This window comes from Paracoccus mutanolyticus, assembly GCF_003285265.1.
Classification (GTDB): Bacteria; Pseudomonadota; Alphaproteobacteria; order Rhodobacterales; family Rhodobacteraceae; genus Paracoccus; species Paracoccus yeei.
The window spans coordinates 3,010,739-3,036,733 of sequence record NZ_CP030239.1; the positions used below are offsets into that span (position 1 = coordinate 3,010,739).

At 64.3% G+C, this 25,995-nt stretch carries 26 protein-coding genes and 6 pseudogenes; 22 read left to right on the forward strand and 10 right to left on the reverse strand.

The annotated features are described in order from the left end of the window. Positions 1 to 410: 410 nt before the first annotated feature. The 14 genes and pseudogenes from DPM13_RS16395 to DPM13_RS27430 form a co-directional block, all read left to right on the forward strand. Entirely contained in the window at positions 411 to 1,877 is a 1,467-nt protein-coding gene (locus DPM13_RS16395; RefSeq protein ID WP_112888421.1) for a hypothetical protein, read from the forward strand. Then, positions 1,874 to 2,260 carry a hypothetical protein gene (locus tag DPM13_RS20080; protein WP_145963444.1) on the forward strand — a complete coding sequence of 129 codons (387 nt, stop codon included), beginning with the start codon at positions 1,874 to 1,876 and terminating at the stop codon, positions 2,258 to 2,260. The genes DPM13_RS16395 and DPM13_RS20080 overlap by 4 nt, the downstream gene beginning before the upstream one ends. 24 nt (positions 2,261 to 2,284) lie before the next feature. Continuing rightward, positions 2,285 to 3,163 (forward strand): hypothetical protein, encoded by an 879-nt coding sequence (locus DPM13_RS16400; RefSeq protein WP_112888422.1) that lies wholly within the window; start codon positions 2,285 to 2,287, stop codon positions 3,161 to 3,163. 144 nt (positions 3,164 to 3,307) lie between these two features. Then, positions 3,308 to 3,583 (forward strand): hypothetical protein, encoded by a 276-nt coding sequence (locus DPM13_RS16405; protein WP_112888423.1) that lies wholly within the window; start codon positions 3,308 to 3,310, stop codon positions 3,581 to 3,583. Continuing rightward, positions 3,583 to 4,362 carry a hypothetical protein gene (locus DPM13_RS21430; protein ID WP_189654750.1) on the forward strand — a complete coding sequence of 260 codons (780 nt, stop codon included), beginning with the start codon at positions 3,583 to 3,585 and terminating at the stop codon, positions 4,360 to 4,362. The genes DPM13_RS16405 and DPM13_RS21430 overlap by 1 nt, the downstream gene beginning before the upstream one ends. A gap of 161 nt (positions 4,363 to 4,523) precedes the next feature. Beyond that, complete coding sequence (locus DPM13_RS16415) at positions 4,524 to 4,796, forward strand: hypothetical protein (protein ID WP_112888425.1); 273 nt, start codon at positions 4,524 to 4,526, stop codon at positions 4,794 to 4,796. A gap of 113 nt (positions 4,797 to 4,909) precedes the next feature. Beyond that, positions 4,910 to 5,248, forward strand: coding sequence for a hypothetical protein (locus DPM13_RS16420; protein WP_112888426.1), 339 nt, complete (start codon positions 4,910 to 4,912; stop codon positions 5,246 to 5,248). Positions 5,249 to 5,423: 175 nt separating this feature from the next. Next, positions 5,424 to 5,612: pseudogene (locus DPM13_RS16425) on the forward strand (DNA-3-methyladenine glycosylase I); the annotation flags it as partial. A 307-nt stretch (positions 5,613 to 5,919) separates the two neighbouring features. Continuing rightward, positions 5,920 to 6,144: a hypothetical protein gene (locus DPM13_RS20085; RefSeq protein WP_145963446.1), complete on the forward strand. Its 225-nt coding sequence runs from the start codon at positions 5,920 to 5,922 to the stop codon at positions 6,142 to 6,144. Between the two features lie 321 nt (positions 6,145 to 6,465). Next, a complete protein-coding gene (locus DPM13_RS16430; protein ID WP_189654751.1) occupies positions 6,466 to 6,645 on the forward strand; it encodes a hypothetical protein in 180 nt (59 codons plus the stop codon). Between the two features lie 2,111 nt (positions 6,646 to 8,756). Then, positions 8,757 to 9,590 (forward strand): IS5 family transposase, encoded by an 834-nt coding sequence (locus DPM13_RS16445; protein ID WP_080620377.1) that lies wholly within the window; start codon positions 8,757 to 8,759, stop codon positions 9,588 to 9,590. A 537-nt stretch (positions 9,591 to 10,127) separates the two neighbouring features. Beyond that, positions 10,128 to 10,295, forward strand: a complete 168-nt coding sequence (locus DPM13_RS21435; RefSeq protein ID WP_189654752.1) for a hypothetical protein — start codon at positions 10,128 to 10,130, stop codon at positions 10,293 to 10,295. 170 nt (positions 10,296 to 10,465) lie between these two features. Then, positions 10,466 to 11,241, forward strand: a protein-coding gene (locus DPM13_RS16455) for an IS5 family transposase (RefSeq protein WP_397244894.1) whose coding sequence is annotated in 2 segments (ribosomal slippage) — positions 10,466 to 10,757 and positions 10,757 to 11,241 — 777 coding nt in all. Because the reading frame shifts where the segments join, the coding sequence is not laid out codon by codon here. 367 nt (positions 11,242 to 11,608) lie between these two features. Next, positions 11,609 to 11,964: pseudogene (locus DPM13_RS27430) on the forward strand (IS3 family transposase); the annotation flags it as partial. 931 nt (positions 11,965 to 12,895) lie between these two features. On the opposite strand, the gene DPM13_RS16465 reads toward DPM13_RS27430, so the two are convergent. After that, a complete protein-coding gene (locus tag DPM13_RS16465) occupies positions 12,896 to 13,306 on the reverse strand; it encodes a hypothetical protein (protein WP_145963448.1) in 411 nt (136 codons plus the stop codon). A 1,050-nt stretch (positions 13,307 to 14,356) separates the two neighbouring features. Between DPM13_RS16465 and DPM13_RS27435 the strand changes: the two are divergent. Beyond that, positions 14,357 to 14,475: pseudogene (locus tag DPM13_RS27435) on the forward strand (IS3 family transposase); the annotation flags it as partial. A 510-nt stretch (positions 14,476 to 14,985) separates the two neighbouring features. Here the strand turns inward: DPM13_RS27435 and DPM13_RS16475 are convergent. Then, on the reverse strand, positions 14,986 to 15,168 hold the full coding sequence (locus DPM13_RS16475) for a BrnA antitoxin family protein (RefSeq protein ID WP_223252111.1): 183 nt from the start codon (positions 15,166 to 15,168) through the stop codon (positions 14,986 to 14,988). 41 nt (positions 15,169 to 15,209) lie between these two features. Here DPM13_RS16475 and DPM13_RS16480 point away from each other — a divergent pair, with 41 nt between their 5' ends. From DPM13_RS16480 to DPM13_RS16490, 3 genes are all read left to right on the forward strand, one after another. Further along, a complete protein-coding gene (locus DPM13_RS16480; protein ID WP_112888796.1) occupies positions 15,210 to 15,764 on the forward strand; it encodes a helix-turn-helix domain-containing protein in 555 nt (184 codons plus the stop codon). A 363-nt stretch (positions 15,765 to 16,127) separates the two neighbouring features. Next, positions 16,128 to 16,880, forward strand: coding sequence for a hypothetical protein (locus DPM13_RS24070; RefSeq protein WP_223252112.1), 753 nt, complete (start codon positions 16,128 to 16,130; stop codon positions 16,878 to 16,880). A 112-nt stretch (positions 16,881 to 16,992) separates the two neighbouring features. Further along, the gene (locus tag DPM13_RS16490; RefSeq protein ID WP_112888432.1) at positions 16,993 to 17,715 is read left to right on the forward strand and encodes a hypothetical protein; all 723 of its coding nucleotides are present in this window, start codon (positions 16,993 to 16,995) and stop codon (positions 17,713 to 17,715) included. 506 nt (positions 17,716 to 18,221) lie between these two features. Here the strand turns inward: DPM13_RS16490 and DPM13_RS25380 are convergent. From DPM13_RS25380 to DPM13_RS16510, 4 genes and pseudogenes are all read right to left on the reverse strand, one after another. Further along, a pseudogene (locus DPM13_RS25380) lies at positions 18,222 to 18,509 on the reverse strand (IS66 family transposase); the annotation flags it as partial. After that, positions 18,455 to 19,417 carry an IS66 family transposase gene (tnpC, locus tag DPM13_RS24075; RefSeq protein ID WP_112888433.1) on the reverse strand — a complete coding sequence of 321 codons (963 nt, stop codon included), beginning with the start codon at positions 19,415 to 19,417 and terminating at the stop codon, positions 18,455 to 18,457. The pseudogene DPM13_RS25380 and the gene tnpC, both read right to left, overlap by 55 nt. A 157-nt stretch (positions 19,418 to 19,574) precedes the next feature. Next, on the reverse strand, positions 19,575 to 19,733 hold the full coding sequence (tnpB, locus tag DPM13_RS24080) for an IS66 family insertion sequence element accessory protein TnpB (RefSeq protein ID WP_262983170.1): 159 nt from the start codon (positions 19,731 to 19,733) through the stop codon (positions 19,575 to 19,577). Between the two features lie 92 nt (positions 19,734 to 19,825). Continuing rightward, positions 19,826 to 20,242, reverse strand: a complete 417-nt coding sequence (locus DPM13_RS16510; RefSeq protein WP_223252113.1) for a transposase — start codon at positions 20,240 to 20,242, stop codon at positions 19,826 to 19,828. Positions 20,243 to 21,086: 844 nt separating this feature from the next. On the opposite strand from DPM13_RS16510, the gene DPM13_RS16515 reads away from it, so the two are divergent. Together DPM13_RS16515 and DPM13_RS25385 are read left to right on the forward strand one after the other, a co-directional pair. Beyond that, on the forward strand, positions 21,087 to 21,287 hold the full coding sequence (locus DPM13_RS16515; protein WP_112888434.1) for a hypothetical protein: 201 nt from the start codon (positions 21,087 to 21,089) through the stop codon (positions 21,285 to 21,287). A 275-nt stretch (positions 21,288 to 21,562) separates the two neighbouring features. After that, a complete protein-coding gene (locus DPM13_RS25385; protein WP_262983377.1) occupies positions 21,563 to 21,688 on the forward strand; it encodes a hypothetical protein in 126 nt (41 codons plus the stop codon). Positions 21,689 to 21,703: 15 nt separating this feature from the next. Here the strand turns inward: DPM13_RS25385 and DPM13_RS16525 are convergent. Then, positions 21,704 to 21,836 (reverse strand): annotated as a pseudogene (locus DPM13_RS16525) (protocatechuate 3,4-dioxygenase subunit alpha); the annotation flags it as partial. Positions 21,837 to 22,643: 807 nt separating this feature from the next. Here DPM13_RS16525 and dusA point away from each other — a divergent pair. Then, positions 22,644 to 23,584: pseudogene (gene dusA / locus DPM13_RS16530) on the forward strand (tRNA dihydrouridine(20/20a) synthase DusA). On the opposite strand, the gene DPM13_RS24085 reads toward dusA, so the two are convergent. The 3 genes from DPM13_RS24085 to mazG are packed head-to-tail and all read right to left on the reverse strand — an operon-like array spanning position 23,554 to position 25,315. Then, entirely contained in the window at positions 23,554 to 23,973 is a 420-nt protein-coding gene (locus tag DPM13_RS24085; RefSeq protein ID WP_223252114.1) for a hypothetical protein, read from the reverse strand. The pseudogene dusA and the gene DPM13_RS24085 overlap by 31 nt on opposite strands. Beyond that, on the reverse strand, positions 23,907 to 24,509 hold the full coding sequence (locus DPM13_RS24090; protein ID WP_223252115.1) for a hypothetical protein: 603 nt from the start codon (positions 24,507 to 24,509) through the stop codon (positions 23,907 to 23,909). Before DPM13_RS24090 ends, DPM13_RS24085 begins: the two co-directional genes overlap by 67 nt. After that, the gene (mazG, locus tag DPM13_RS16540) at positions 24,476 to 25,315 is read right to left on the reverse strand and encodes a nucleoside triphosphate pyrophosphohydrolase (RefSeq protein WP_099649793.1); all 840 of its coding nucleotides are present in this window, start codon (positions 25,313 to 25,315) and stop codon (positions 24,476 to 24,478) included. Before mazG ends, DPM13_RS24090 begins: the two co-directional genes overlap by 34 nt. Before the next feature lie 347 nt (positions 25,316 to 25,662). Here mazG and yajC point away from each other — a divergent pair, with 347 nt between their 5' ends. Next, positions 25,663 to 25,995, forward strand: coding sequence for a preprotein translocase subunit YajC (yajC, locus tag DPM13_RS16545; RefSeq protein WP_028720983.1), 333 nt, complete (start codon positions 25,663 to 25,665; stop codon positions 25,993 to 25,995).

Genomic DNA, 25,995 nt, shown 5'->3' on the forward strand with positions numbered 1-25,995 from the left:
GCGCCGGTCCCCGGCCCGTGGCCGACCTCTGCGCAGGTCCAGCCCATGTCTGTCGCGCGGATGGACGAGGCGGCTGCCTGGAAGGTCGTGATGGCAAGCGCCGTCCTGCACTCCTGACAGCAAAAGTTGCCGGAGCAGACGATGATTTTGGCATGCCCGTTGGACGCCGGATGACCCGCTGGGCGAGGACACGCAATAGGTCACGACCCCGGCGGATCTGAAAAAACGGGCGATGGAAAGCCCTACTACGGGCTTGGCGCCGTGATGGGATTTGCGCCTGATGCGGTAGGACGCATGACCCCATGGCAGTTCATGTCGTGCGTGGATGGCTACGGTCGGGCGAATGGATGGAAGCAAACTGGCGGCCGGGCCATGAGCCTGGACCGACTGCGAGAGCTTGGGATTGAGTAATGGCTGAAGAACCCGATCTTGTCGTTTCCGCCGGATTTTCCGACGCCCAGCTGGTCAGAGAGGCCGACAAGGTTGTCGCCTTCTACAAGAGGAAGGGCGAGGAGGCGCAGAAAGCCTTTGTCGACGCACAGGGCAGGGTGACGAACACCCAAGCCGCAAGAGCTCATATGCGAGAGCTGGACAACCTGTCCAAGGCCTATGATCCGGCTTACCGCGCGGCCAAGAAGTATGAGGCCGAAGTCAAGCGCCTGGACAGGGCGTTGGACTTGGGCGCTATCAACCAAAAGCAGTACACTGCAGAGGTTGAGCGTGCGGCGCGCCAGATGCGCGATGCCGGGAACGCGGCGGAGGAGTTGAGGCGAAAAGGGGTCCAAGGCGGGACCGGATGGAACAACGTGGGCCTGCAGATCGGCGACGTCGCCGTTCAGATGGGTGCTGGGACCAGCGCGGCTCAGGCCTTGGGTCAGCAGTTGCCGCAGTTGCTGAGCGGCTTCGGAACCCTCGGGATCATGATGGGCACAGCATCTGCCATCGCCATCCCGCTGGGCTCTGCCCTGCTCAAGGTGGCGATGGATACCGAGACGCTGGACGACAAGCTGGAAAGCCTCGAGAAAACCACCGGCGCTTATGTCGACGCCGTGGAGGCCGCCAGCACGCCGTTGGACGAACTGCGCAAGAAATACGGCGATCTGGCCGACGAAATCCAGCGCGTCAACGATGTGACCGCCCTGGTTTCTGGCGCGCAAGCAAAAATCGATCTGCTGGGGACGGCGAACAAGCTGGGCCAGATCCTGATCCCGAAGACCTCGGGTGATGCGTCAATTGCCGGCTTCGGGGCCGCTGCGGGGGTCGAGGTGAACCCGGCGCAGAGCGGGTTTGACCGGCTCACTGACATCATGCAGGCCTACAGGGTCACGCGTGAGGAGGCCGAGCGCTTGCAGATGGCGTTCAATCGGCTCGCATCCAGCAACAGCCAGGATGCCGTGATCAAGGACGCGCAGAACCTGCAGGCAATCCTGATCGAGGTGGCGGGCAGCGCGGAAGAAGCTGGGCAGCGTTTTCCGGTCGCGATGAACGCCGCGCGCGACTTGATCCAGTCGGCCGCCGACCAGATCGCTGCGGCGGATCGGGCGCATCGCGAGGCGCAGCAGGACCTGCTGGATACCTATGATGCCAATACCCAGAAGCTGAAGAAGCTGGCGGAGGAGCGGCGCCTTGCCGAAGAAAGCCAGACCGAGGCCGTAAACCAGGGCAAGACCGATCAGGCCGAGGCTTATGGCCGAGTTATCCGGGCCATCGACACTGAACTTGCAGGTTGCGGCGGTCAAACGGTCTATCGCTGCTTTCTGGCGGACAGTCGTCTGGTGCAGATCGACGAGGCGACGGGCAGGCAACCGGACGCAACGCATCGGGGTCGAGGCCGAATACGTCGCCAGTCTGCCGAGGGGTTCTGGCAGCGAGCATGAAGAACTCGTTCGCGCCGTCACTGCTCTGTCCGACCAGATGGGGATCGCCGCAAAGCCGATTGATCGCGGTCATGTCGTTCGAGTCCGGCCAGGCGGCGTCCGATGCCACGGGCGGGATCACGCTCCACAGCCTTGAAGCTGTAGAACGTCGATGGTGCGATCCCCAGAACCCGGCAGATCGGCCCGACACCAAAGACGCCACGGTGTCGCAGCGAGAGGGATCTGCAGGACGCAGAGATAAAAGCTGTCAGGCCGGCATTGTTATGCAGCAAATTGGTCCAGAACGAAAATTTTGCTCCCATCTCGGCCATTTCGGCGTCCACAAACTCCCTGTCTTTCCTGGCTGCAGAGAGAAAGGATTGCTTGCCGTGCAGCTTTCTTGAGAACGCGGCACCAAAGCTTAGGCCATGGCCGCGCGGCCGATAGAATGTTGTAAGACGAGATGGCGAGCGCAGAGACTGGCCAAGCGGGCGAGGGAATACGGACAGCAGCTATCGAGGAACCTGCTGTCAGAACAGAAGCAGGCGGAACTGGCCAAGCAGCAGGCCGATCAGATCGCGGCCATCAAGGCGTCCGATTTGGGTGCGAAGGAGCAGGCGACGGCCATTGCGGCGGTCAATGCCGAGATCGAGAAGCAGCGCCTGGTCTACACGCTCCTGGAGGAGGCGAAGCGCCGCCAAGTCGATCTCGACGCCATGTTGACCGATGGAACGATGACCTATCGGCAGGCCATCGAAGCCTTGGGTGAGCAGAAGCGCCAGCAGATCATCGTGGATGAGCAGCGGGCGCAGGCGGAGCAAAAGGCCGCAGAACGGGCGGAGTTCGCGGCGCAGACCCAGGAAACGCTCAAAGACGGTCTGCTGGATGCCATCGTGGCAGGCGAGAGCTTTGCGGATGTACTGGCGAACGTGTCTCAAATGCTGGCCCGCGCCGCCTTTCAGGCAGCGTTGTTCAACGAAGGGCCGTTCGCGGCTGGCGGCTCGGGCGGCGGTGTGCTGGGCGGGATCTTTGCGGCCTCGGATTCGGCGGACTGGATGTCGGGCGGCGACGCGCTGTCAGGCCCTGCGACTGGCATTACAGGGCGCCGCGCTTCGGGCGGAGGGGTTCAAGCTGGATCGGCCTATCTGGTCAATGAGAACACGCCCAACAGCGAGATCTTCGTGCCTTCGGTCAGTGGGGCAATCCTGAACGTGGCTCAGGCCCAGGCGGCGCTGCGCGGCGGGCAGGGGGATGGCCGCAGCGTGACCTTCGCGCCGCAGATCACCATCGGCGGCAGCGTGAGATGAGCGCATGATCGACCGCGTGATGAGCGGCTGCGCCGTGAATTGCCGTCGATCATGAAGCGCACAACTTGACGGACGGCTGATGCAAGCGACATTCACCTTCCTCGCGCGTCGCAGACCGCGCAGTTCTACCTGACCGGCCAATCCATGGAGCCGCAGGAAAGCATCAGCGGCGTGGACACGGTGGTTCCGACCATGCGCGGGCGCTGGACCGCGACGGCGACCTTTGCCCTCAAGGACGAGGCGGCGACGCTGCAATGGCAGGCTTTCCTGGCGCAAATGCAGGGCCGGATCGGGACGACGCTGGTGCCGTGCCGCTCGCGTTGGCGCCCGCGTGACCGCGATGGGCAAGGCATGACGTTCTGCAGGGGCGGGCTGGCGGGTGCCCAGACGTGGGATACAGTTTGGTTTCCCCAACACTGATGACGAGGATTTCCGTTGCTGCCGCCGCGCCGCTGCGGGCCACGCAGATCGACCTGACGCTGGTGGATTCGACCGGCCTGCGACCGGGCCAGTATTTCAGCGTCGGCGAGCGCCTGCATCGCGTTCAGCAAGCGTGGCGCGTCGGCGCGGTCAACCGGATCATGTTCGAGCCGCCTCTGCGCGCTGCTGTTTCCGCTGGCGCCCGGATCGAGATCGAGCGGCCCGTCTGCAAGATGCGAATGGTCACCGAGACCGAGGGGATCTTCGATCATTCGCTGGATGTGTTCCGCCGTGCCGTCCAATTTGGATGGAGAGCGCTGATGGGCGCCCGCGAGGACCTGCTGGCGATCCCGGACGAGGTGCTGCGGTCGGGGCAGATCGCCCAGGCGGTGCTGGTGCACATGGATTTTCAGGGCGCGCCGAAACGCTGGTGGACGGGGTTCGGCGATCTGGAGGTTGCCGGGCAGACCTGGCAGGGCCTGGGCGATCTGATCAGCATCAGCCCGATCAGCAGCACCTATCAGGTCTCGGCCGAGCAGGTGACGTTCGACCATTCCGCGGCTCCGGGTCATAAAGCGTGCCTGCAAAGCGGCCTTCTGGGCATCGGCCTCCTCACCCTCGGGCCATTGCCGGTCGCGCGTCCTCTGTGGTTGGGGCACACCCTGAACGCTATCTGTAAGCTTTTTATTCCTTCGCCCCCAATTACGCCCATGGCGGACTCTATAAAACCCCCACGACCGAGCGCCGGATTGCCATTGAGGCGTGGGGCATCTGGATGAAGCGTAACGCTGCGCCCCGTGGCCGCTGGACGCACTCAGATCAGCAGGCACGTTATCCCGGTGACCGAGGATTTGAGCGCCTGCAGCATCGTACGTAAACCGTATGAAGCAGGTGGCGAAAATGATCGGCCCGCCGTTCTGGCCGACATTACTGGCGAGTCGTGGACTGGGTCGAGGATCTGCGGGTCGCGGTGGCCGGTCCTGTCCCCGTGGATCGGTCGTGGACCGCCCGAACGGTCGCCGGTCTGATCGCCGACGATGCTGGTATCGTGCTGGTGAGCGACGGCGGCTTTATCGCTGGCGCGTTGCGCCCCACCATCATCAGCCCGCAGCTGATCGCCCAGGAAATGGGCTGGTATGCGCGCGATGGCTCGGGTTTGCGCCTGCTGCGCGCGTTCGAGGCCTGGGCGCGACAGCGTGGGGCTGATCGCTGACCCCGGGCCCGAGGGATTGGACCTGACGCGGCTGGGCTACCGGCGCGCTGAACTGGCATGGGTGAAGTGAATGGCGATATTCTCGGCAATCGTGCTCCGCGTGGTGGGGCGGGGTGGTGATCGTCAGCACGCTGCGGCTGGCGCAGATCCACCTGATCCTGGACGGCACCCAGGTCGTCTGCCACGCCGGCGCGACGCTTTACGGGCTGGAGCAGGCGCTTGCACCCCTGGGGCGCGATCCGCATTCGGTGATCGGGCCTCAAGCTGCTGGGTGGCGTGCGGGCGTTGTACGCGGCCAAGGACTGGCGAACTTTAGCGGATCTGTCGAGTCAGAGAAGTTCGTCGGTCGCCTCGACCAGTTCTGGCGCGACGGCGATCTGGTTACGCTTGACGCGAACGACAGCCCGCCGCTACAATACTCTGCAATTTCGCGATGCAGCCGTGGGCGGTGATTATGCCGATGTCCTATCGGTGATCCCCGCGGCTTTGGGCATCGGCAGCACCGGCTAAGTATCAGGCAGAAGATTACAGCACGTTCGGCGAGCACTTCGGAAGAAGGAGTTTCAGAACCTCCACGCCAACGCGGCGGAAACAAGATCCCATTGAAGTGCAGGATGCATCAGCAACCTGATTGGCAACTCTGGGGAGCCACACCGCGGCACTGTCGCTGTCCGACCAGCGGGATGGGGCTTTCCGCTGGTCGACGACATCGGGCTGTTCGAGAAGCTCTGCCCCGAGAGCTTCCAGTCGGGCCTGAACTGGCGGACCATCCTTGCCAAGCGCGAAAACTTCCGGGCGGCCTTCGCAGGTTTCGAGCACCTCAAGGAAACGATCGCCATCTGCAATAGTCACTGCCGCGCATGCCAGACCATTTGAAAGCGCCACCGATGGGTTTTGCATTACCGGCGGCGCATGGTCGCGAACGGCGCGCTTTGCTTCAGAGCAGAGGGGGGAACGGGTGTCCGCTGGCGAATGGGGTGGCCATCCGTGGGCGTTGTCGGCCTGCGCATGCTTAAGCAAATCGAGTCTAAGAGATAGAAAATACCGCCGCGCTGGCAATCGCGGAAGCGCGCACGGAGCAACTTGATCCGGACATGTGCCCCAGCGGGACGCAGCTGGAGGCATGATGAAGATCAAGATGGTTGGGGAGGTGTTCGAAGCAATTCCTGAAACCGCCGCTGAGCTAGAGTATCTCCTGACCTCGGCCCGACGTGACAGGCACTGCTTCGGTCAAGGTGACATGCCTTCGGTCAAGTCCTACTTCGGCTCACGCCTGCGTTCGACGTGCCTTCTGGTTTCTGCGATATCGGCATTGCCAGTATCGACAACGGCACGAGTGGAACGCTGACGACCGAGGAAACCGACATCCACTGACCTATTCCAGCATCCCGACGTCGATCAACCCGACCGGAAACCCATCAGCGCGGTGCTTTGCCAACAGCATGTCCGGTTAGCAGCCGCGTCATGGGGCCCGATCGCCTGTGTGGCCGATCCTGGGCGGCAGGATGTGCGCCTGAGCGCACAGGTTGACAAGGCAGTATCGCCGACGTGAGCGATGACGGTCCGGGTGAGTGGGTGATATGCCGGCAACTATCGCGCCGAGACAGGCGTGTTGGACGATGGCCAGCAGTATACGGTCCGGGTCAAATGGAAAAACAGGCGCGACTGGATGGATAAGGCGGGGACGATCACCGCCATCGCGAATCCTGACCCGCCCGACCCGCCGACCGGCCTGACCGCAACCGCCACGGGTGGCACAGTGGCGCTGGACTGGATCAATGCGCCCGCGCGGTTCTACCGCACGCAGCTTTATCGCGGCACGACAACGACTTTGCGGCGGCGACGCTGATCGCGACTGTCGCAGGAGTCGCGGGCAAGGCGTCCGATTACGTCGACACTCCCGGCGGCACCGGGGTGCGGCGCTACTGGGCCGTCACAATCAACGGCAGCGGCGTCCCGTCCACCCCGATGGGGCCTGTCGGCGTCACGCTCTGATCCAACGACACCCTGAAAGACAGCCCGCCTCGCGCGGGCTTTTTGCATTGCCGAGGTAGTCCATGCCCAAATCCGTCAACGGGTTTTGCGCGACTTTGAGCGGTATACGGGGACGGAAAGCCCAATGCGCCGTCCGGAAAGCCCCTCCCGATTGGCGTGACGGTCTGGCATTTCGGGGATGGCGAGATCCGCAACTGGCTGCTGCCTTTGATTCTGGATGCGACTGTCCGCAGAAGCTGCAAGTGATGTTCGGCGTTCCTTGATGCGGAAAGCCGGGACCGAGAACTGGAGTTTGAGCCCATTGGCTGTGGATCAGACCGGACGCTTACCGCAGGGCGAGCGGTCAACCCGGCCCGGCTTCAGCGTGGTGCAGGTCACGACCGAGGCCGACACCCTTGCCGTTCGGTCGGCCTCCGCAACGGCGGATGACCCCTGATTGAGAGCTGCCCGCAATGGGGCGTTGTGTTCCGCGCGGCGTATCAGGCGCTGCTCGACGACAACGCCAGCCGATCAGCCTCACTCTCAGCGCTTCGCGAGATTGTCGGCGGGAAGGCTGATATCTCCGATCTCAACCGCATCGGGAAGGTATATGCCTCCCGCGACGATGCCATCAACTTCCAAAGACGAACGAGCACAATCCGCCCGCACTAATATTAGCTATCGACAGCCCTCGGCACTACAAGACAGGAGTCTGATAGCAACAACTGCTCCGAACCGCGATTCGCAGAGTCATCCAGCTTTTGATCGGCGACCAGAGAGTGTTTAATGCGCCTCGAAAGCATTCAGAACGAATGGATCGCAAACCAAGTCGATAACGTAGCCGATCTCCAGTGTGCCGGCTCGGAAACTGCCCTGTACAGAAACACCAGGGTGCTCATCTTCCCGCGTTGCGGTGACAGCGAAACGCCACTGCACCACGGCCCGGCTGCCGTGTAAGAGTCATCACCATCGAAGATACGGCATGTAGCCAGGCGCACGAAACGCCTGCCGAAGGCCGCAGGATCCTCTGTCCGATGGTAGAGCCTTGTACTACGATGGAGGATTTGACGTGTCTGTGGAACAGAGGTGTGTGTGCGTGGTGGAGAGTTCGGGAAAGATCACCCGGGAGACGCGGTTTCAAATCTTCCGGCCGTGCCTGTTAATAGTAGTATTGTGGAGTTGTGTATTGAGCTGGCTGAGCGTCCTAACCGTCCGCTGCCCGCGAGTTAGCGACAGATCCGACCCTCTGCGTTCAAGCCCGAGGTGGGAGGTGCAGCGCTCGACATAGCCTCGCTGCCGGCCAGCACACAGCCGAAGCGGAGGCCCGCAGCCTTTACCCGGTCGATCTCGAGGAGGGTCACGCCGGTTTGCTCAAGGCGATTTGCAAGTCTTCCGGCACACGGGCGCGGGCCATGCGGGTCGGGATCGCCCGTCCAGGTCTCGGGCAGTTTCGGCATCCTGGTGATGAGTATGTTGCATCCTCCATTCAAATAGGAAAGGCGCGCTACAGATCAAGCACCTGCAAAATGGCGTTTGGCGTTCGATTAAGGACTGGCTACCCGTTCACCCGCAACCTAGCAGACACGGTAACTGTATCGCTTTGACAACGCGCGCGCCATTGATCTTCGCCCGCTGCCTTTCGCAACGCGCGCGAGCAGTGGGTGCGAGCATTCCGTGCCAAGGCCAGCCAGATGTCGACAGAAGGTCAGGACATCGTGGACACATGAGGGCATGGCCTGCAAACACAGGATGCCGCCGGTGGCTCCCTGGGGAACGCCGACGACCGCACATTTCGCGCTGTTCAGCGGCAATTGTTGGTCGTCGCCCGAGGAGGAGAGCTCGTAGTCCGCGCTGGACCGCATCGCCGCGCTTAGTCTACACGCCTCGGGGCGGGTGGCCGGCGGCGATGTCGAGATCGCCGGCACCGACAAACGGACCGAGTTCAGAGTGTTGATATCGGGGGTCGCCGGATGAACGGAGCCACGCATGCCCTGGACTGAAACCGCCCGCCGGGAGTATCGGCGGGAACTGCCGCGATATGCAAGCGATCTGACTGATCGGGAATGGGCGTTGGTCATGCCCTTCATGCCGTCGCCACGCCGGCTTGGACGCCCACGCCGGACCGATTTGCGGGAGGTGATGAACGCGATCCTCTACATCGCGACGACCGGCTGCCAATGGAGGCAACTGCCGAAGGACTTCCCACCCTGTTCCACCGTGCAGAGGTATTTCTACGACTGGCGCGACAGCGGCCTGCTCGCGTCGATGCGCTTCGAGCTTGCGATGGAGACGCGAGTGCTGGAAGGCCGCGAGGCCAGCCCGAGCGCGGGGGTGATCGACAGCCAGAGCGTGAAAACCACCGAAAGCGGCGGCGTTTGCGGCTTCGACGCGGGCAAGAAGGTCAAGGGACGCAAGCGCCACATCGTCGTTGACACCATCGGCCTGCTGTTCGGGCTGGTGGTTCATGCCGCCGACATTCAGGATCGCGATGGCGCGCCGGCGGTTCTGAAATCCATCCGTCATCTCTGCCCCTGGCTTCGGCATGTCTTCGCAGACGGAGGATATGCCGGGCCGAAGTTGCGCGGCGCGCTCGACAGAATGGGCACCTGGACGTTGCAGATCGTCAAACGGTCCGACACCGCGAATGGCTTTGAGGTCCTGCCCCGCAGATGGGTCGTCGAGCGCACCTTTGCCTGGCTCGGTCGCTGCCGTCGCCTCGGCAAGGATTGGGAGAAATCCACCGCCTCCGCCGAGGCATGGATCAATGTCGCCCATGTCCGCCTTACAACAAGACGCCTCGCAAGGAACTGGGATCGTTAGCGGAATTTTGAGTCGGGCTCTTAGGGGTGTGAGTGAGGAGTCGTGCCTCATGATTACCCCTGATGACGGGAAGCCTGTCCCGCCGGCTGACCACCCGCCTGTACGGCGCACAAGTACCGTCAACATACAAAGCGAGCGCGGCCCTGAATCCAGAACGGCCATGCAGGAATTGCAATCGATCGCGAGCCAATCACGACGAAGATTCAAGAATTTACGGATCCGTCGGCTGTTGAGCTGCGATGAACACCATGACGATGACCTTCTCCGTCTTGAATGAAGAATGATCGAGTTGAACTTGCCAGGACATTTCTTTCGGGCCGACACCCATATCTATCATCTCAAGCTCGAGACTATAAACCCGCTAAAATCGGCGGTTACCTCGCACGGTGCATATCTACCCCACAATAAAGCCGCCACCACCATTGAGGGCCGTTAGCAAACGATACAGAGGACAGCGATGGGGTCCGAATTCGCGGCCGGCACGAGCTTTACGAGACGAACTATGCCGGCAACTACGAAAACATCCGCGTAGAGACGATGCTGACCGCCCAGGCCACCGGCGAGATGGAGGCGCTGCACCAGATCGTGCGCGACTACATGTCGGAATACGACCTGGGTGGACGAGAAGCGCTGTATCAGCAGCAAATGCACCCTGCGCTGATAGCTGTGAAGAGTGCCGATGCGCCATCAAGGTCAATGAAGTAACAGCCCCGGGTCCTGCAGTCACACATCATCGCCAAAGTGTACCTGTCTTCGCGTGGGGCAGACAAAACGCAGTCGTTATCAGTCAGAAACCGCTTGCAGGCCTATACCGCAAGGCATCGAGTCGCCGCCTGCCAGTAAAGCGCTCGCTCGTCTCTGATGGCCTTTGGGCCATGATCGAACCCTTGCTGCCACCCATATCTCTGTCCTCGAAAGGCGGGCGGCCTCGGATATCGGACCGTGCTGCCCTGGCCGGGATCCTCTTTGTCCTGATGAGCGGTATCCCTTGGCGGATGTTGCCCGCCGAGATGGGCTGTGGCTCAGGTGTGACATGCTGGCGAAGGCTCAGAGATTGGCAGTTGGCCGGGATCTGGGACCAGTTGCATCGGACCTTGCTGCACCAGTTGCACCGCGCCGGTCACCTGGACTGGAGCCGGGCCTGCATGGACAGTGCGTCCATCGCGGCAAAAAAGGGGGCGACGTCATCGGGCCGAACCCGACGGATCGCGGCCGCCCCGGCACGAAGCGCCACATCATCACTGACAGGCGGGGCATTCCCCTGACGGTGCGTCTCAGCGGCGCCAACCTCCACGATAGTAGAATGCTTGAGCCTTTGCTTGATGCCATTCCTCCTGTCCAAGGTAAGCGGGGACGGCCACGCAAGCGGCCCGGCAAGCTCCATGCGGACAAGGGCTACGACTATGCCCGCTGCCGCCGGGCTTGCAGCAAACGTAGTATCAAGCATCGCATCGCCCGAAAGGGTGTCGAAAGCAGCGCCCATCTCGGAAAGCATCGCTGGGTCGTCGAACGCAGCTTCGCCTGGCTTTCCCAATTTCGCCGCCTCGCCGTCAGATACGAACGCAAGGCGGAAATTCACCTCGCCCTCACCCGCGCTGGCCTGCGCCATCACCTACTTCAGGGCCCTGACCAAAGGCTGAACACGCTCTAAGCCTCCGCCCAGTGTTGACCAGCTCAATTCGCAAGCCATAACACGAAGAGGCGTGAGGAGGCTAAATGCGTGAAGTATACGTGGTCGGCGGATCAGTAAAAAAAAAAGGGGGGGGGGGCCCAATTTCGGACTTTATGTGGCCCGCAAGAGCAATCCGGACGATATCCGGCGCGGCGACTTCATCGGCGGGGCAGTCGTCGATATCGCGAAAGCGCCCGGCGCCCCGCAATGCGCCCTGAGGAAGACTACGACACGACAATGAAGCGATGAGGCTGGACAATCGTGGTGCTGGTCCTGTCGGTCGACTGGTTCATGGGCATCGCCCGGGCGGTCGGCAACTATATCGGCAACTGCGTGGCGACCGGAACTGCAACGGGAGGTGCGGGAGCTTCGCACCGCCAATGAGATCCTGAAGAAGGCCAGCGCATATTTCGCTGCGGCGGAGCTCGACCGCCCGTTCCGCAAATGATCGAAGGTTGATGTCGCATCGCTTTATCTCGACGACATGCATTATGCGGTGGATACGGGCTTTATGGAGAGGCTGGTGCGCTGTTGCTGATCGTCTTGATGAGGCTCGATGCAGCCCAACCTTGCCCGGACGACAAGGTGAACCGAGTCTTCGTCGCCGATATGCCGAACCAGCTGTGGGTCAGCGATTTCACCTATGTCTCCAGCTGGCAGGGCATGGTGTATGTCGCCTTTGTCATCGCCGTCATCGCCCGAACCGAAGGGTGCGCGAAGGGTATGGGGATGGGGAACGGACGGCCCTTTATCGGGAGGTGTGCAAGCTGCCGGATTATGGGGTCTGACGGGGGACGTTGGGGGGAGGATAAGGCATTGGTTATCCAGGGGGCAAACAGGCGCGTCCCCGACAAGAAGAGCGTGACCCGAGCCGTAAGCGCGGCCCTCGTCAGTATAAGATTAGTGGAACATGGCCATCGGGGTCTCGGCCACGGGCGCCCTGATATATCGCGGCGCGGACGGCCGCCCTGGCATGCCACGGCGTCACGGCCTGACCGCCGGCAACCCGACACACCGCCCGCCTCGCGCGGGCTTTTTCATGGAGATCGCCATGCCGCCCTATCCATACCCATCGTCGATACCGGCACTCTCGGCTTCCGCTCTTTCGTCGTGGCGCCAAGCGACAGCGCTGACCTGGAGCCGCCTGGTCGGCCGTCCTCTGCCCATCGGCGATCCTGCTCGGCACCGGGAGAGCGGCCTCGACATCGGTGCGGACCGGTGATCCACGCGCCACGCGAGCAATGCCGTCACGCTCGAGAGCCTGCCGCTCGTGCCGCCCTCTTCGTGCGGGCTCCAGATCGCGACGGTTCGGCCTGGCGCACCATCGACACCCATCTGATCGACGTCCGGAGACCCGAGCACGCCGCCCTGTCGGGCGTCGCCGGTCGGCTGGGCAGCGACTTCGACATCTCGGACCATGCCAACATCGAGACGGCCGATTACGACGCGATGCAGCCGTTCCTGTGGCCGCAATCCCCGCGCAAGACGGGCGGGCGGCTTAGCGATGCCGACGCGCAAGCGACCAGGCGGCAGGCGCAGGCGGTTCAGACTTCGGTAAGATGCCGCGGCCAACCTCGTAGTGATCTCATGAGTCGTTTCCCTGTTGATCGTCGTTCTTGACCTTGCGGCCTTGTCACTGGGCTGCGGTCGCAGCTTCCCTGGCTGGCACGGTTGAAAATCCGTCGCTCATGCCGGGCCGCCGTTGCCGACGGCGAGAGCTTTGCCGTGCGCGCCGGCGGCGCCGACGGGCTGGCCCGCCCGCGATCACCGCCGCGAGCACCGCCAGCATCGCCAGAAGCCGTGCGCCCCGGCCAGCGCGGCGGACCTCGAGAAAGCTGATGAGAAAGCCGATCACCACGCAGGCCGCGCCGCTGAGCACCGCAAGGACGAAGGTATTGAGGGTGGCCGAGCGCACATCGGGCAGGTGCCAGATCGTCCGGTAGTGATCCAGGGTCAGCAGATCCAGGCTGATCGTGGCCGAGCTGAAGCGCAACCAGGTCTGGGGGCCGATCACCCTGACGGTCGCTGCCGGTATCAACGACATCACACTCCCGACGCCTATCGAGGCCGTGCCCGGTGCCTATCTGGCGATCCGGGCCAATGGACGCCTGAGCATCAGGGCTCCGAGCCGGAGGCCGTGGACAGCTTTGCAATCTCCACGATCAGCAGCACCATCGCCTGGTCTATTCAGACGTGCGCCTTGACCTGCAATACGACATCGAGCCGGATTTTCCGGCAGCGTCCTCCATGGCAGCGACCGTCAAACGCAATGACGCCGCTCTGACGACATTGACCCCCGCCGTCGCGGTCGCCACCGAGCGCGCCAGCGCAGCATCAGCGCGCATGGAGAGCCGTGGGGGCAGTCGCAGATATTGGGGGCCCCCAGCCCGACGCAGGGCAACCACCACCCCCGCATCGCGCAGATCACCAAAGCCTGGGCACAGCCGACGACGCGCCGCCGATGAAGAGGTCCAACACGACGGCGAGGTAGCATAGCCAGCCCCAATGCCGTCACAGATCTAGGACGATGTACGCGACACACCGCTTCTTCTCGGCCGAGTGAACAACACATCACCGTGACGCCCCAAGCATGGTGTGGCCTTGACGTGGCAGCGATCCGCGCTGCTGTCGGGGCGGATATTGTCGCAGAGCCAGGGCAGCTGGTCGGAGTCGTACTGCCCACCTATTGGACGCCGGTCGGAGCTGGTATCCCGGCCACGCCCTATTACGCCCTGTCCGGCGCGTCGGGCACTCTGCCGTCTCTGGTCACGTCTCTGCGCGTCGAGGTGCGACCGGACGGAAAGCCTGGTCAGCGACACCGCTCCCGCGGTGCAGCGCGCCGTGGCGCTGGCTACGCAGTGACGCCCGGCTGTCAGCCGAACTGTGGGATACATCCTTGTCTGGGGCGTCGGACAGTCCAATCTGGCCGGTCGCGCGACGGGGGCATCGCATTTCTCGACGATCACCGTGGCGGTCCTTGGGATCGCACCATCGACGTTCTACAGCTTCAAGGCTGTGGAGCGTGATCCCGCCCTGTGGATCGGGCTCACCGCAGCCTGGCATCGGATCGGGCCAGGCAGGATCAGACGGACATGACGCCATCAAGCAGATATTCGACGGCAGCAGAGGCCGATATGGCGCGCGTAAGGTTTGGCACCAGTTGCGCCGCGAAGGGTCGACGTCGCCCGTTGCACAGTGGAGCGCTCGAGCAGATTACCGGCCAAGCGGCTCAATATCGTCGAGTGGCAGTTGCTATTTGTCCAGGGCGAGAGCAATGGCGACGTGGGCACCAACGCGCGGATTGCAAGGCCGATTTGCGAACTGCGAAGTCGCATCCTTGCCAAGAGGGCCGGCGTGCATGCCCAGCAGAGTTCCGATGCTGTCCTGTGCAGTCTTGACGCTGCCCTACGGAATATCATCCGGCAGGCGCGTGGCGACACCGTTTGTTCGCTTGACATCGAGCTCCTCCGCCAAAGCCAGGACCGAGTCGATGATGGACCATTCCGGTAACCGCGCCGGGCTACGACGAGGTTTTTGAATACCGGGACAGGACGTCAGGATCAGCAACTGGCTGGTCACGCCGCCCTGACGGCAAAGCCGGGCAGCCCCACCACAGGCCACGGGCGGGGTCGGGTGGTTCCGCAAAGCGGTGGCGCGGGCTGGGCCGGTCAGCGAAATAGTCCTCCACCCGCTGCAGCCACAATTCCTGCGTGGCCGAGCTCTTCAGATGGGCGGCGGCCTCCTGCGATGTGCCTGGCCGCTTAGCTTTTCAGCGTCTTGGCATAGCTTTCCAGGACGGCGGTTCATGCGCGTCTGGTAACCTTTGCCAGTGGCTTTGTAGGTATCGAGTACCGATTTCTTGACGCGCAAGGTAATCAGCGCCATCGCCTGGAATACCAGCGCCATCTTCCTCATGAGGATGCCACGGTCATGCGGAGGGTGGCCGCATGAACTGGGATGATTTCAGGATCGTTTCCGCCGTCTGCAAGACTGGCTCGTTCACCCGGGCCGGGCGGCTTTTGCAGATCAACGAAACCACGGTGGGCCGCCGCATCGGCCGGCTGGAAACGGACATGGGACATGGGGCTGATCGCAGACTTTCTCGCTGTCGTGCCCGGTCAGCACGGCCGATCCTTATGTCGCTGATCATCTGGTCGCGGCCATCATCAACACCCTGGGCTTCTCGCCGTGGTCTGGGCCTTCCGCGCGCCCCGCGGGGGGGGGGGCCCCGGGGCGCCGGCCACCACGATCCCCGCGGGTGCTTTCATCGCCCGCGGCCCCTGCGGGGGCGGCACTGCCGCTCATGCGGCTGTGGTTCCCGGAGTTCGCTGTTTCGATCCGGGCGCCCCCGGCCGGCTGACACACGCATTCGCCCGAGAAGCTGGTGGCCTTTTCTGTGCGCTGAAATGCCGCGAGAAGCTGACCCCGGAGGGAGAGCGGAAGCGGTGGCCATGGTGGAAGGCCTGGCCACATCATCAAGGATCGGCAGCACGGATCGGTAGGCCGGCGGTCTGACCCGTCCATGATCCCCTCGAGCGCCGTCACCGCCGCATCGTAGTAGGGCGCGCCATTCGGGTGGGCATCGCGCATCCGCCGGTAAAACGCCAGCCACTTCGGCAGTTCCTCGAGGGGGTAGACCCCGGACCAGTCCCGCCCCGTCAGGGTGAATGTCTGTTCGTCACGCGTCGCTTTCATGGGCGCGTTCTGCCCTCCCAGCTCCCCCGCATCAACCCCGCATTCGCCCGCCTCGCAGCGGGCTTTTTCTTGGAGGCACAGGCCCAACCGGAATTCAGCACCTGGGGCCCGGGCAGCCGGCGCGCAGCAAATCGTCGGGCATCGGCGGCGGCATCGACGGCACCACCAAGGTGGCGAGGCTGCACCGGCCCCACCGATGGGGACATCTCCGCATCGAGGGCGCGCAGGCTGCGTTCATCCGGCTGGACCGCTGGAACCAAGGCGCAGCGACGGCCGGCGAGCCCGGCCACATCGTCAATGTCGAGCGCGTATTCGGCACGACCGGCAACGACACGGTCGCGCCGGAAATGTTTCGGTCGGCGGCCCGACTTCACGGACCGCTCCTCCGGGGTAATGCGCAGGTAGGGGATACCGTCCAGCGTATTCAGGTCCTCTTTGCGGAGCTGGGAATATGCCGCTGGGGCTGGGGCGACCGCGTCTGGACCTGGCACGAGGCCGCCGACACCCGCCTGTTCCACCCGCCCGCGCAGGAAACAGCGCGCGAAGGGCTGGTCTGGATCGGCAACTGGGGCGACGGCGAGCGGACCGAGGAGCTTGAAACCTTCTCCGCCCGGCGCGGGAGGCGGACGCCATCGGCATCTGGGACAAGAAGCGAGATCGAGGGATACCGCGCCCATTGGGCGCAGGGAACGCCTGAGCGAATCGCATTCGAGGTGATCTACTGGACCGGGGCGCGATGCGTCGACGCTGTGAGACTAGGATGGCAGATGGTCGACCAGGACGGATGGCTTAGCTTTGTACAGTCGCGGCCACCTGCCCAGTTCATGACCTACCGGTATGGGCGCGCGCCAATGCCCGGTGGGGCGAACGATCTACTGGCGCTGCATGGGCTGCGGCAAGCTGCAGGGCGGCGGCGCCGATGACGGCGGTGCCGGCGACGAGCTGATCAGCGCGGCCATGATTACACAGCATGAGCGCTGCCGGCGACGGCGATGCGCGACACGCTGATCTTCGGCCCGGCCTGGGCACGACACGGTGCTGGCCTTCGACGTGGGCCTGCCGTGTGGACCTGGCGGGCGGGACTACATCGCCACCGGCACCGCAGCGGGCACGCTGCTGACCGCCGGGCAGGTCGACCTGTCGCCTGATCCGGTGCTGACGCAGTACGAGACCGATTATCGCTGGCTGGCGCAGGTCTACGAATCCCTGAAGCCCTCCAGCGGCACAGGGCGGCTGCTTTGGCATCGGCTGGGTGCCAAGACCATCGAGCTGATTCACGAGAACGTCCATGTGCTAACAAGCCTCTACCTGATCAGTCATCGGATCACCTCCGTAAGACAATACAGGACATCTGTTCTACAAAGAGCAGTGGGCGTTGATGAATTTAGACATCTGACTATAGCGAACGAAGACCCGAAATCCTTCAGTGGAACGGCGGATGGTGCGGAAAGCCAGAAGCACCGCCACCAAGCAGCGGCGTGGGAAATTGATGGAAATCTTCGGCGATCAGTCTTTCTGGCCCATAGGATCATTTGGAAAATGGCCTACGGCGATGAGCCTGAACTCATTGACCTCGACACAAACGCCACGGACAAGACCCACAATAATGACCAAGAGGCAGAATCACACCAACCCCATAAGTCCCGCTCGGACATAGACCCCCTCGTGCCCAACAGAATGACACAGCACGCACGAAGTGGGTGGTGCACGTCGTTGCCCCAGATAGTGTCTCTTATCGTGGTTCGTTCGACTGCTTAGGCCAAGCTATCGCCATCCGGGACGCAGCGAGAACAGCTTTGATGGAAGCCGAGCAGAAGCGGTCCGTTAGAGCGGTCTAAAAACAGACGCCGACCTTCTTAAAGGCAACTGCCCGGAGCATGCGCCGGCGTCAGCGTGGCCGCTCAAGGATCACCTTGCGGATCAGGCGTGAAGGATCCGTGAGCACCAGGGCATGAAGCAGTCCCGAAGGCAGCGCCGACAGATGCCGGAGCGCGATGCGAGGTAATCGCCGGGCTCTCAGCCGTCAGCTTGCAGGCTGGCTACCGAGTGGCGAGCATGGCCCGGTCTCGGCGCCGAGCTCCCGGGAAGCAGAACGGTCTTACGGTGTCGCGCGATCGGCGAGAGCTGGCTTTCGACCGGGTTGGAGGTGCGCAGATGCTCCCAGTGCTCGGCGGGGAAGTCGTAAAAGGCCAGCAAGGCGCAAGGCTTCGTTGTCCCTGGTCAGACAGGGACTTCTGCGGGATGCGGGAGAGCTGGACTTCCAGCCAAGGTTTGAGGGCGGCGATGATCGGCGTGGCCTGCTCCCGCCGGGCTGCGAGGCGGTCGGCAGGAAACTTGCCGCGCACAGCCTTTTCGATCTGATACAGCAGTGCGATCTGGCGCAGCATCTCCTCGACAATGGGCGAGCCCTCGTTCTCGAAGCGCTTCACGAAGCGGCGGCGCACATGGGTCCAGCAGTAAACCAGCTGCCACGGGCCGATGTCGCGCGCGACCTCGGTCAGCGCATTGTAGGACTGGTAGGCGTCGCATTGCGAGGCAACCGGCCGCGGTATCCAGAAAGGAACTTCAGCGGATGCTGCTTCCCCCGACCGGGGGCATAATGGAACAGCACGATGGGCGGGCCGGCACCGCCATGGCCGCGATCGTCGGACACGATGGCCCAGAAGAAGCCGCTCTTGGTGGCCTTCCGGCCCGGATCCAGCACCGGCGCGCGGGTCTCGTCGACGAATATGCGGTCGGGATCCCGCAGATGGGCGCGCATGTGATCGATGACGGGCGTCAGGTGGGAGCAGGCGCGGCCGACCCAACGACCGAGCGTGCCGCGATCGAGATGCAACCCCTGCCGCTCTAAGATCCCGGCCTGGCGGTAAAATGGAAGGTGGTCGCCAAACTTCGAGACGATGATCCGCGCGATCAGCCGCACCGTCGGCAGCCCGCCCGGCACGATGTGCTCGGGGGCATGCGCCTGCACCACGGCCTGTGAGCAGCGGCGACAGGCATATCTAGGGCGCCGCGTTACCAGCACCTGGAACTGCGCGGGGATCACGTCGAGCCGCTCGGAGATCTCCTCCCCGATCCGGGCCATCTCGCCGCAGCCGCAGGGGCAGAGCGTGCTGGCGGGCTCAATCACGCGTTCGACCCGGGGCAGATGCACCGGCAGATGACCACGGTTGCGCGCGGGCTTTCGAGGTTCTTCCCCGCGCGCCCGTTGTAGCGCGGCCTCTGCCTTGTCCTGTGCAGCCTCAAGCACGCCCTGGGCCAGTTCGGCGTCCTCGAGCGGCAGATTGAACTGGTCGGGCGACAGCTTCTCGGAGCATTTGCCGAACCGCTCGCACTGCGAGGAGCGCAGAATATCTTCTAGCCGACGGTTGGCCTCCTGCACCTCTGCCAGCGCCACCTCGAATTCGGCCAGGCGGGCCTTCAGATGGGCATTCTCGCGGCTGAGGGCGTCGGCATCCATGCCACGGAGTGAATCACGCTGCCCCAGACCTGACCAGTAAAAGCATGGCCTCCAGTGCGACGGATCGCTTTTCCTGAAGGCATCGGTCAGACTCACCAGAGGGGATATTCTTGTATACCCTCGAACAGCGCCGCCAGTTGCGCCGAGGACATGCGCATCACCCCATCCCGCACCCGAGGCCAGACGAACTTGCCGCCTCGAGCCGCTTGTGAACGAGCACCATCCCGGTCTGGTCCCAGACCAGCAACTTGATGCGGTCCGTCCGTTTCGCCCGGAAGACGAAGACCGCCCCGCAGAACGGGTCGAGGCCGAGCATCTCCTGCACCGCCAGCGCGAGCCCGTCGATGCCCTTGCGGAGCCACCGGCCGCGTCGCCACGAAGATCTTCACCGGCCCGCTTGGCCGAACATCACGATGCCGCCGCCCGCGCTGCCCGGATCGACCGCGTCAGCAGGACTTCATCGGCGTCGGCCGAGGCCCGGATCACGACATCGCCGACAACCATCTCCACCCTGGGCGTGGCGTCCATCGCTGGGGGCGCCTCCGCCGAAGCGTCCTCGACCACCAGTTCCACAAACATCGGCAACGCCGCCACGGACTCAGGCACCACAAGCTGCCCGGTCCGCAGCCTCCTTCGCCAGTCGTAGACCTGCCAGCGCGTCGTTCCGTGCCAACGCGCGACATCCGCCACTGAGGCCCCGGGCACCAGGCTTTCTGCCGCGATCCGCGCCCGCTCCGCCTTCGTGCGTCGCTGACGCCCCGCGGCCCCTCGATCACCTCCGCCGCGAAGCCCCACCACCCGCGAGCCGTCCAAATGGGCGCCCACTTCGCCGTCTCGTTCCAAGCCAACACCCCCACCCTCATGCGCGTGCAGAATGGCCCGGACAGATCACAAGAGGCAGGAGGGGATCGGCGTCGCGCTTACTTTCATGTGCCGAGCCTGAAGATCTCCGACAAGGGCGAGGCGTCTTCACATCCACCGGCGGCGGGCCGGACGCATCGATAGTATCGGCCTAACGGCGATTTACGTAGGTCACACTGCAGCCGCTCGCGTTCCCATCCCCGCCGACATGCCCGAGGCGTGCCTGCGGACTAGGACGCTGCCCTGCGCGAGGCGTTCCCGGTACAAGCGCGACTTGGCCAAGCATCCGCCCGATGTGCTGCGCGTAATGGGCAATTCACCCATGGTACTGCACGAGTTCGATGCGGCGTGTTCGTTTCGACTTAATTCCGGAGCCATTGCCGCGCGGCCTGGGTCGCCTGTGGAAGCGCGGACAGAAGGCCGATGCCGCCCGCTCGATGCTGGCCACCTGGCGCAAGCCGGCCGAGGTCAAAGGCCGCCGCACGGCCGAGCGTGACCGATGCCGAGCGGCGACCTACGGCGTCCACGAGGCCCGTCTGGCTAGGTCACCATGGCCGGCAAGATCGTCTGGAATGCGAGGCGCGCCGGCTGGCAGGGCAAGCGCACCAGCGCCTGATGGCCAGGATTGGCCGCAGTTCTGGGTATCCCCGCTGAAGCGCGGCGAAAAGGGCGTCAGACCCGGTGCCTTGCTGGCTGGCTATCTGGCGCAGTCGCCGCTTGGCGGAAGCACGCAGATTCCATCCGAGTCGATCTTTCGGCTGAAGGGCCTGGTGGCCGACATGATCACCAGGCCCGCGACTGGACCATCGTGGGCGATATCATCATGCGCGTCACCGATGTCATCATGTCCTTCCCGGCGCTGCTGACCGCGCTGATCGTGCTGGGCAGAGCGGCCGTAGCGCAAGACCGGCATCGATGTCGAGGAGAAACACCGACTGGCCTGCACAGTGCCATCATGACCGGCGTTCGGCTGGCGCTGGCCAATGGTATGAGCAAAGAGGCTTTGTGACGGCAGCGCTGGATCATGCCCGGCTAAGCGTGCCCGACGCCATCAACGCCCGGGAGCCAACAAGACCGTGCTCATCGGCATCGCGGAGAGCCAAGATGCAGGAAGCCGTCAGCGATGTGACGCGTAACCGGGCGCGTAAAGCTAAGGGCCGAGTTCAGGCCGGTCGGGTGATAACCCGACCCCTCTGGATCGATCACGTCTGCCATTTCCACGCCGCCCACCTGTAGCCGACTCCACGCAGGTGGCTGTATCGCTGCAAGCTGCTGCCAGCTTCGGTGGCCGAAACGCTGGCGGCCTGGGGGATCGTCCATGCCCATCTCGAACAATCGCGACACGCCCTCGTGGCGAAGGTCGTGGAAATGCAGATCCTCGATCTCCTGGAACTTGCATGCGCGACGTGAAGGCATTCGGCATGGCCGCTTCCTCGTCATCGAAATAGATGCGGGTCTGCAGTCCCACGTTGATGCCGCGCGCCACCAGCCAGATGTTGATGTGCGGCGCCATCAGCCGGCCGTCCGGAAAGGGCACGCGGCCCGGCTTGATCGTCTCCAGCCGATAGATGCCGGTGTCGCCGAGTCTTACATGCGCGAAGGCACAGATTGTGATGGGTAGCGATTTGCACTTCCGAGATTGCATCATCGAATAACCATCAGGCTGTTCTTTCTTCGATAGATGGCCGGCGATCACGCTTCTTGCTCTTGGCCACCAAGCCCAGCGACTTGCACACCTTCAAGGCTGACTGCATCTGCGCAGGGTCCAGAGGCATTATCCACGCCGGCCCCGCCAAGGCGAAGATCAGGACAGGTGCAGAGATAGATCAGCGCCTTGGCGGAACACTCCGGCATCGCGTCTCAGCGGACAGAAATCCGCGGCTGCATCAAGCGGGCAGGGCAGGGCGGCAACGCACCCCATCCGACGGCAGGCATTGACGATTCGATGCGTTGTACCCTATGCCAGACGTGATGTACCGCCTAAGCAACCGCAAGCATAGCCAGCACAGCGCTTACGGTGATCGAGTTATCGTAGCAATTGCAGCTATCTTCGGCTTCCTTGCGGTGACGAATGAGGCTAGGCGTGCCGCAGACGGTTGTGGAACGACAGGATGTGAATGACTATCTAGGGTCAGCAGAGTCTCACCAGCGGGTATGGACGTCTTGACCGTCCATGAGCCGGCGTTTGATCGCCAAAAGGGTGGCGGAAAAGACCCTTCGCATTCTCGCTAACGCTAAGCAAAGCAGAAACGCGATTCAGCATAGGAACCAGCAAAAACAGCATCAATCTGCGCGCCCGATGCATTGAAATGCAGAAAACCGAGATGAACAACAAGAACAATCCTACAGACTGTCCGTCGCGCCGATGATGGACTGGACCGACCGGAACTGCCGCGACCTGCACCGGCTGCTGTCGCGCCGGGTGCTGCTTTACACCGAGATGGTGACGGCGCAGGCCGTGATCCACGGCGACCGGGCGCGGCTTCTGGATTTCGACGCGGACCAGCATCCCGTCGCCCTGCAACTGGGCGGGTCCGAGCCGGCCCTGCTGGCCGAGGCGACCCGGATCGCGGCGGATTGGGGCTATGACGAGATCAACCTGAACGTCGGCTGCCCCAGCGACCGGGTGCAGTCGGGGTGCTTCGGCGCGGTGCTGATGACCCGGCCGGAGCTGGTGGCCGAATGCGTCCAGGCGATGATGCGGGGCAGCCCGGTCGAGGTCACGGTGAAATGCCGCATCGGTGTCGACGACCAGGTCCCGGATCAGGTCCTGCCCGCCTTCATCGCCCGGATGCGGGACGCGGGCGTGCGCCGCCTGTCCATCCACGCCCGCAAGGCCTGGCTCCAGGGTCTGTCCCCCAAGGAAAACCGCGAGATCCCGCCCCTGGACTATCCGCTGGTCCACCGGATGAAGGTCGAGTTTCCCGACCTGCACCTGTCCGTGAACGGCGGCATCGGCTCGCTCGACCAGGTCCGCGACCAGCTTGGCACGATGGACGGGGTGATGGTCGGGCGCGCAGCCTATCACCAGCCCTGGGACATTCTGGGCCGGGCCGATCTGCTGTGGGATCAGGAGCCGCCCTTCGCCACGCCGCTTGACGCCGCACAGGCCATGCGGCCGCGGATCGAGGCGCATCTGGCCCGCGGCGGGCGGCTTCACCAGATCGACGGCACATGCTGGGCCTGTTCCGCGGCCGCCCCGGCGCGCGCGGCTGGCGGCGGATCCTGTCCGAAGGCGCGGCGCGGGCCGAAGCCCCGGCCGAGGCGCTTGCCGTCTATGACGCCGCGCTGGCCGAAGTCGCCTGAGCCCAGTCCCGCATCGCCCCGGCCAGCGCCGACCGGCGGACCGGCTGGCGCGCGGAATCGAGGTAATAGGCCAGCATGATCTCTCCGATCATGAAGCGCAGGAGGGCGCGCTGGTCGGGCGCGATCAGCCCCGGCACCGCCGTCAGGGCCTGGTGGTCGGGCGCGGCGATGCCGTCGATCCGGGGCAGGGGGATAGCGCGCCGGCTTTCCAGCCAGACCAGCAGCCGGGCTGCGTCCCGGACCACGGCCACGGCCCCCCAGTCCTGCAGGTCGATGCCCGTCATCCGGTCGGTGACGGCGTCGTAGAACAGGTTGTCGCCGGTCAGGTCGCCATGCAGGCGCGCGCGCTCGACCCGGGTTCCGGCCAGGGCGCGGCCGTCCTGCGCCATGCGCTGCAGGACGCCCGAGACCAGGGCGCGGTCCGCCCAGTCGCCGGTCGTGGCGGCCAGCCGCTCCTCGATCCCGCGCAGCCAGAAGCGCGGGCCGAACCGCCCCTTCTCGCGCGCAGGCCCGCCAGATGCGCCAGCCATGCCCCGGCCCGCGCCACCAGCCGCGCGCGTTCGGCAGCGGGCGCCGAATCCAGCGCCTGGACCAGCGGCACGCCGGGGGCGGCACGCAGCACCACCGCGCCTGCCTCGGGCAGGACCGTCAGCGCCGGCGCGACGCAGTCAGGGCTGCTCCCGAATGCCGCCGCCGCCTCGTCCAGCCGCCGCGCGGCGCCCAGGGCCGCCGCAGCGGGATCGGCGGTGCGGAACTGCTTGAGGAAGGCGCGTTCGCCCTGCAGCCGGATTTCCCAGACCCGGCGCTGGGGCAGGTCGCGGATCAGCCGCAGGACCCTTGCCCCGGCAAGCGGGGGCAGGGCCGCCAGCTCGGCGGGCAGGTCCAAATCCTTCAGCCCCGCTCGTCCGCCTTGGCCTGGTTCCACAGGGCGTCCATCTCGGCCAGGTCGCTGTCCTCGGGGCGGCGCCCCTGGGCGGCCAGCGCGGCCTCGATCCGGCGGAAGCGGCGGGTGAACTTGGCATTGGCCAGGCGCAGCGCCTCCTCGGGGTCGATCTTCAGGTGCCGGGCGAGGTTCGCCATGACGAACAGCAGATCGCCGAATTCCTCGGTGACATGGCCCTGATCGGCGCCCTCCCGCGCTTCGGCCAGTTCGGCCGCCTCCTCGCGGATCTTGTCCAGGACCTCGGCCGGGCCCGGCCAGTCGAAACCCACGCGCGCGGCCCGGTTCTGCAGCTTGACCGCGCGGGTCAGGGCGGGAAGTCCCAGGGCGACGCCGTCCAGCACGCCCTTCTCGGCCTTGGCGGCGCGTTCGCGGGCCTTGATCTCCTCCCAGTCGCGGACCTGCTGTTCGGCCGACTTGTCGCGGGATTCGTCGCCGAAGATATGCGGGTGGCGGTCGATCATCTTGTCCGAAATGCTGGCGACGACGTCGGAGAATTCGAAAAGCCCCGCTTCGGCCGCCATCTGGGCGTGAAACACCACCTGCAGCAGCAGATCGCCCAACTCGCCCGGCAATTCGTCCCAGGCCTCGCGGGCGATGGCATCGGCGACCTCATGCGCCTCCTCGATCGTGTAGGGCGCGATCGAGGCAAAGCTCTGTTCGATATCCCAGGGGCAGCCCGTCTTCGGATCGCGCAAGGCGGCCATGATGGCAAGCAGGCGGGGAATCCCCGTCTCGTCGGGCTCGGCGATGCGCTCGGCCAGGGCCGGATGGATTGCGTCTTGCGCCATGGCGTTCCCCCTGCGGTTCGGATCCCTTCTGCTGCCACAGGGCGCGGCCGGTGTCCACGCCGTCCGTGGCGGTCGCGGCTTGGGGGCTCTGCCCCCGTCCTTCGGACTCCCCCGGGATATTGGGGCACGAAAGAAACCGATCGGCGCCCTGCAGCTTCTTTCGTGCCTAAATATCCTGGGGGGAGCGCGGGACGCGCGGGGGGCGAAGCCCCCATTCGGGACAAGGTCGGGGCTGTTGCCGATCTCGTCATCCCGGCTTTTCTTGCCATCCCCCGGTCGCGCGGCTAGGGTGCGCGCCAATTCCGCCGGGGGACCGCCCGGAACCTGTCAACCGAAGGGATCAAACCATGTTCGTGACCCCCGCCTATGCCCAGGCCGCGGGCGCCCCGTCTGCCGGCGCCAGCATCGCATCCTTCCTGCCGCTGATCCTGATCTTCGTCATCATGTATTTCCTGATGATCCGCCCCCAGCAGAAGCGCATGAAGGAACACCGTGCCCTGATCGAGGCGCTGAAAAAGGGCGACGAGGTCATCACCCAGGGCGGGCTGATCGGCAAGGTTACCGCCGTACGCGACAACGAGCTTGAGGTCGAGATCGCGCCGGGCGTCAGGACGCGCGTCGTGCGCTCGACCATCACCGGCGTCGTCAACCGCACCGCGCCCGTCGCCGCCAACAGCTGA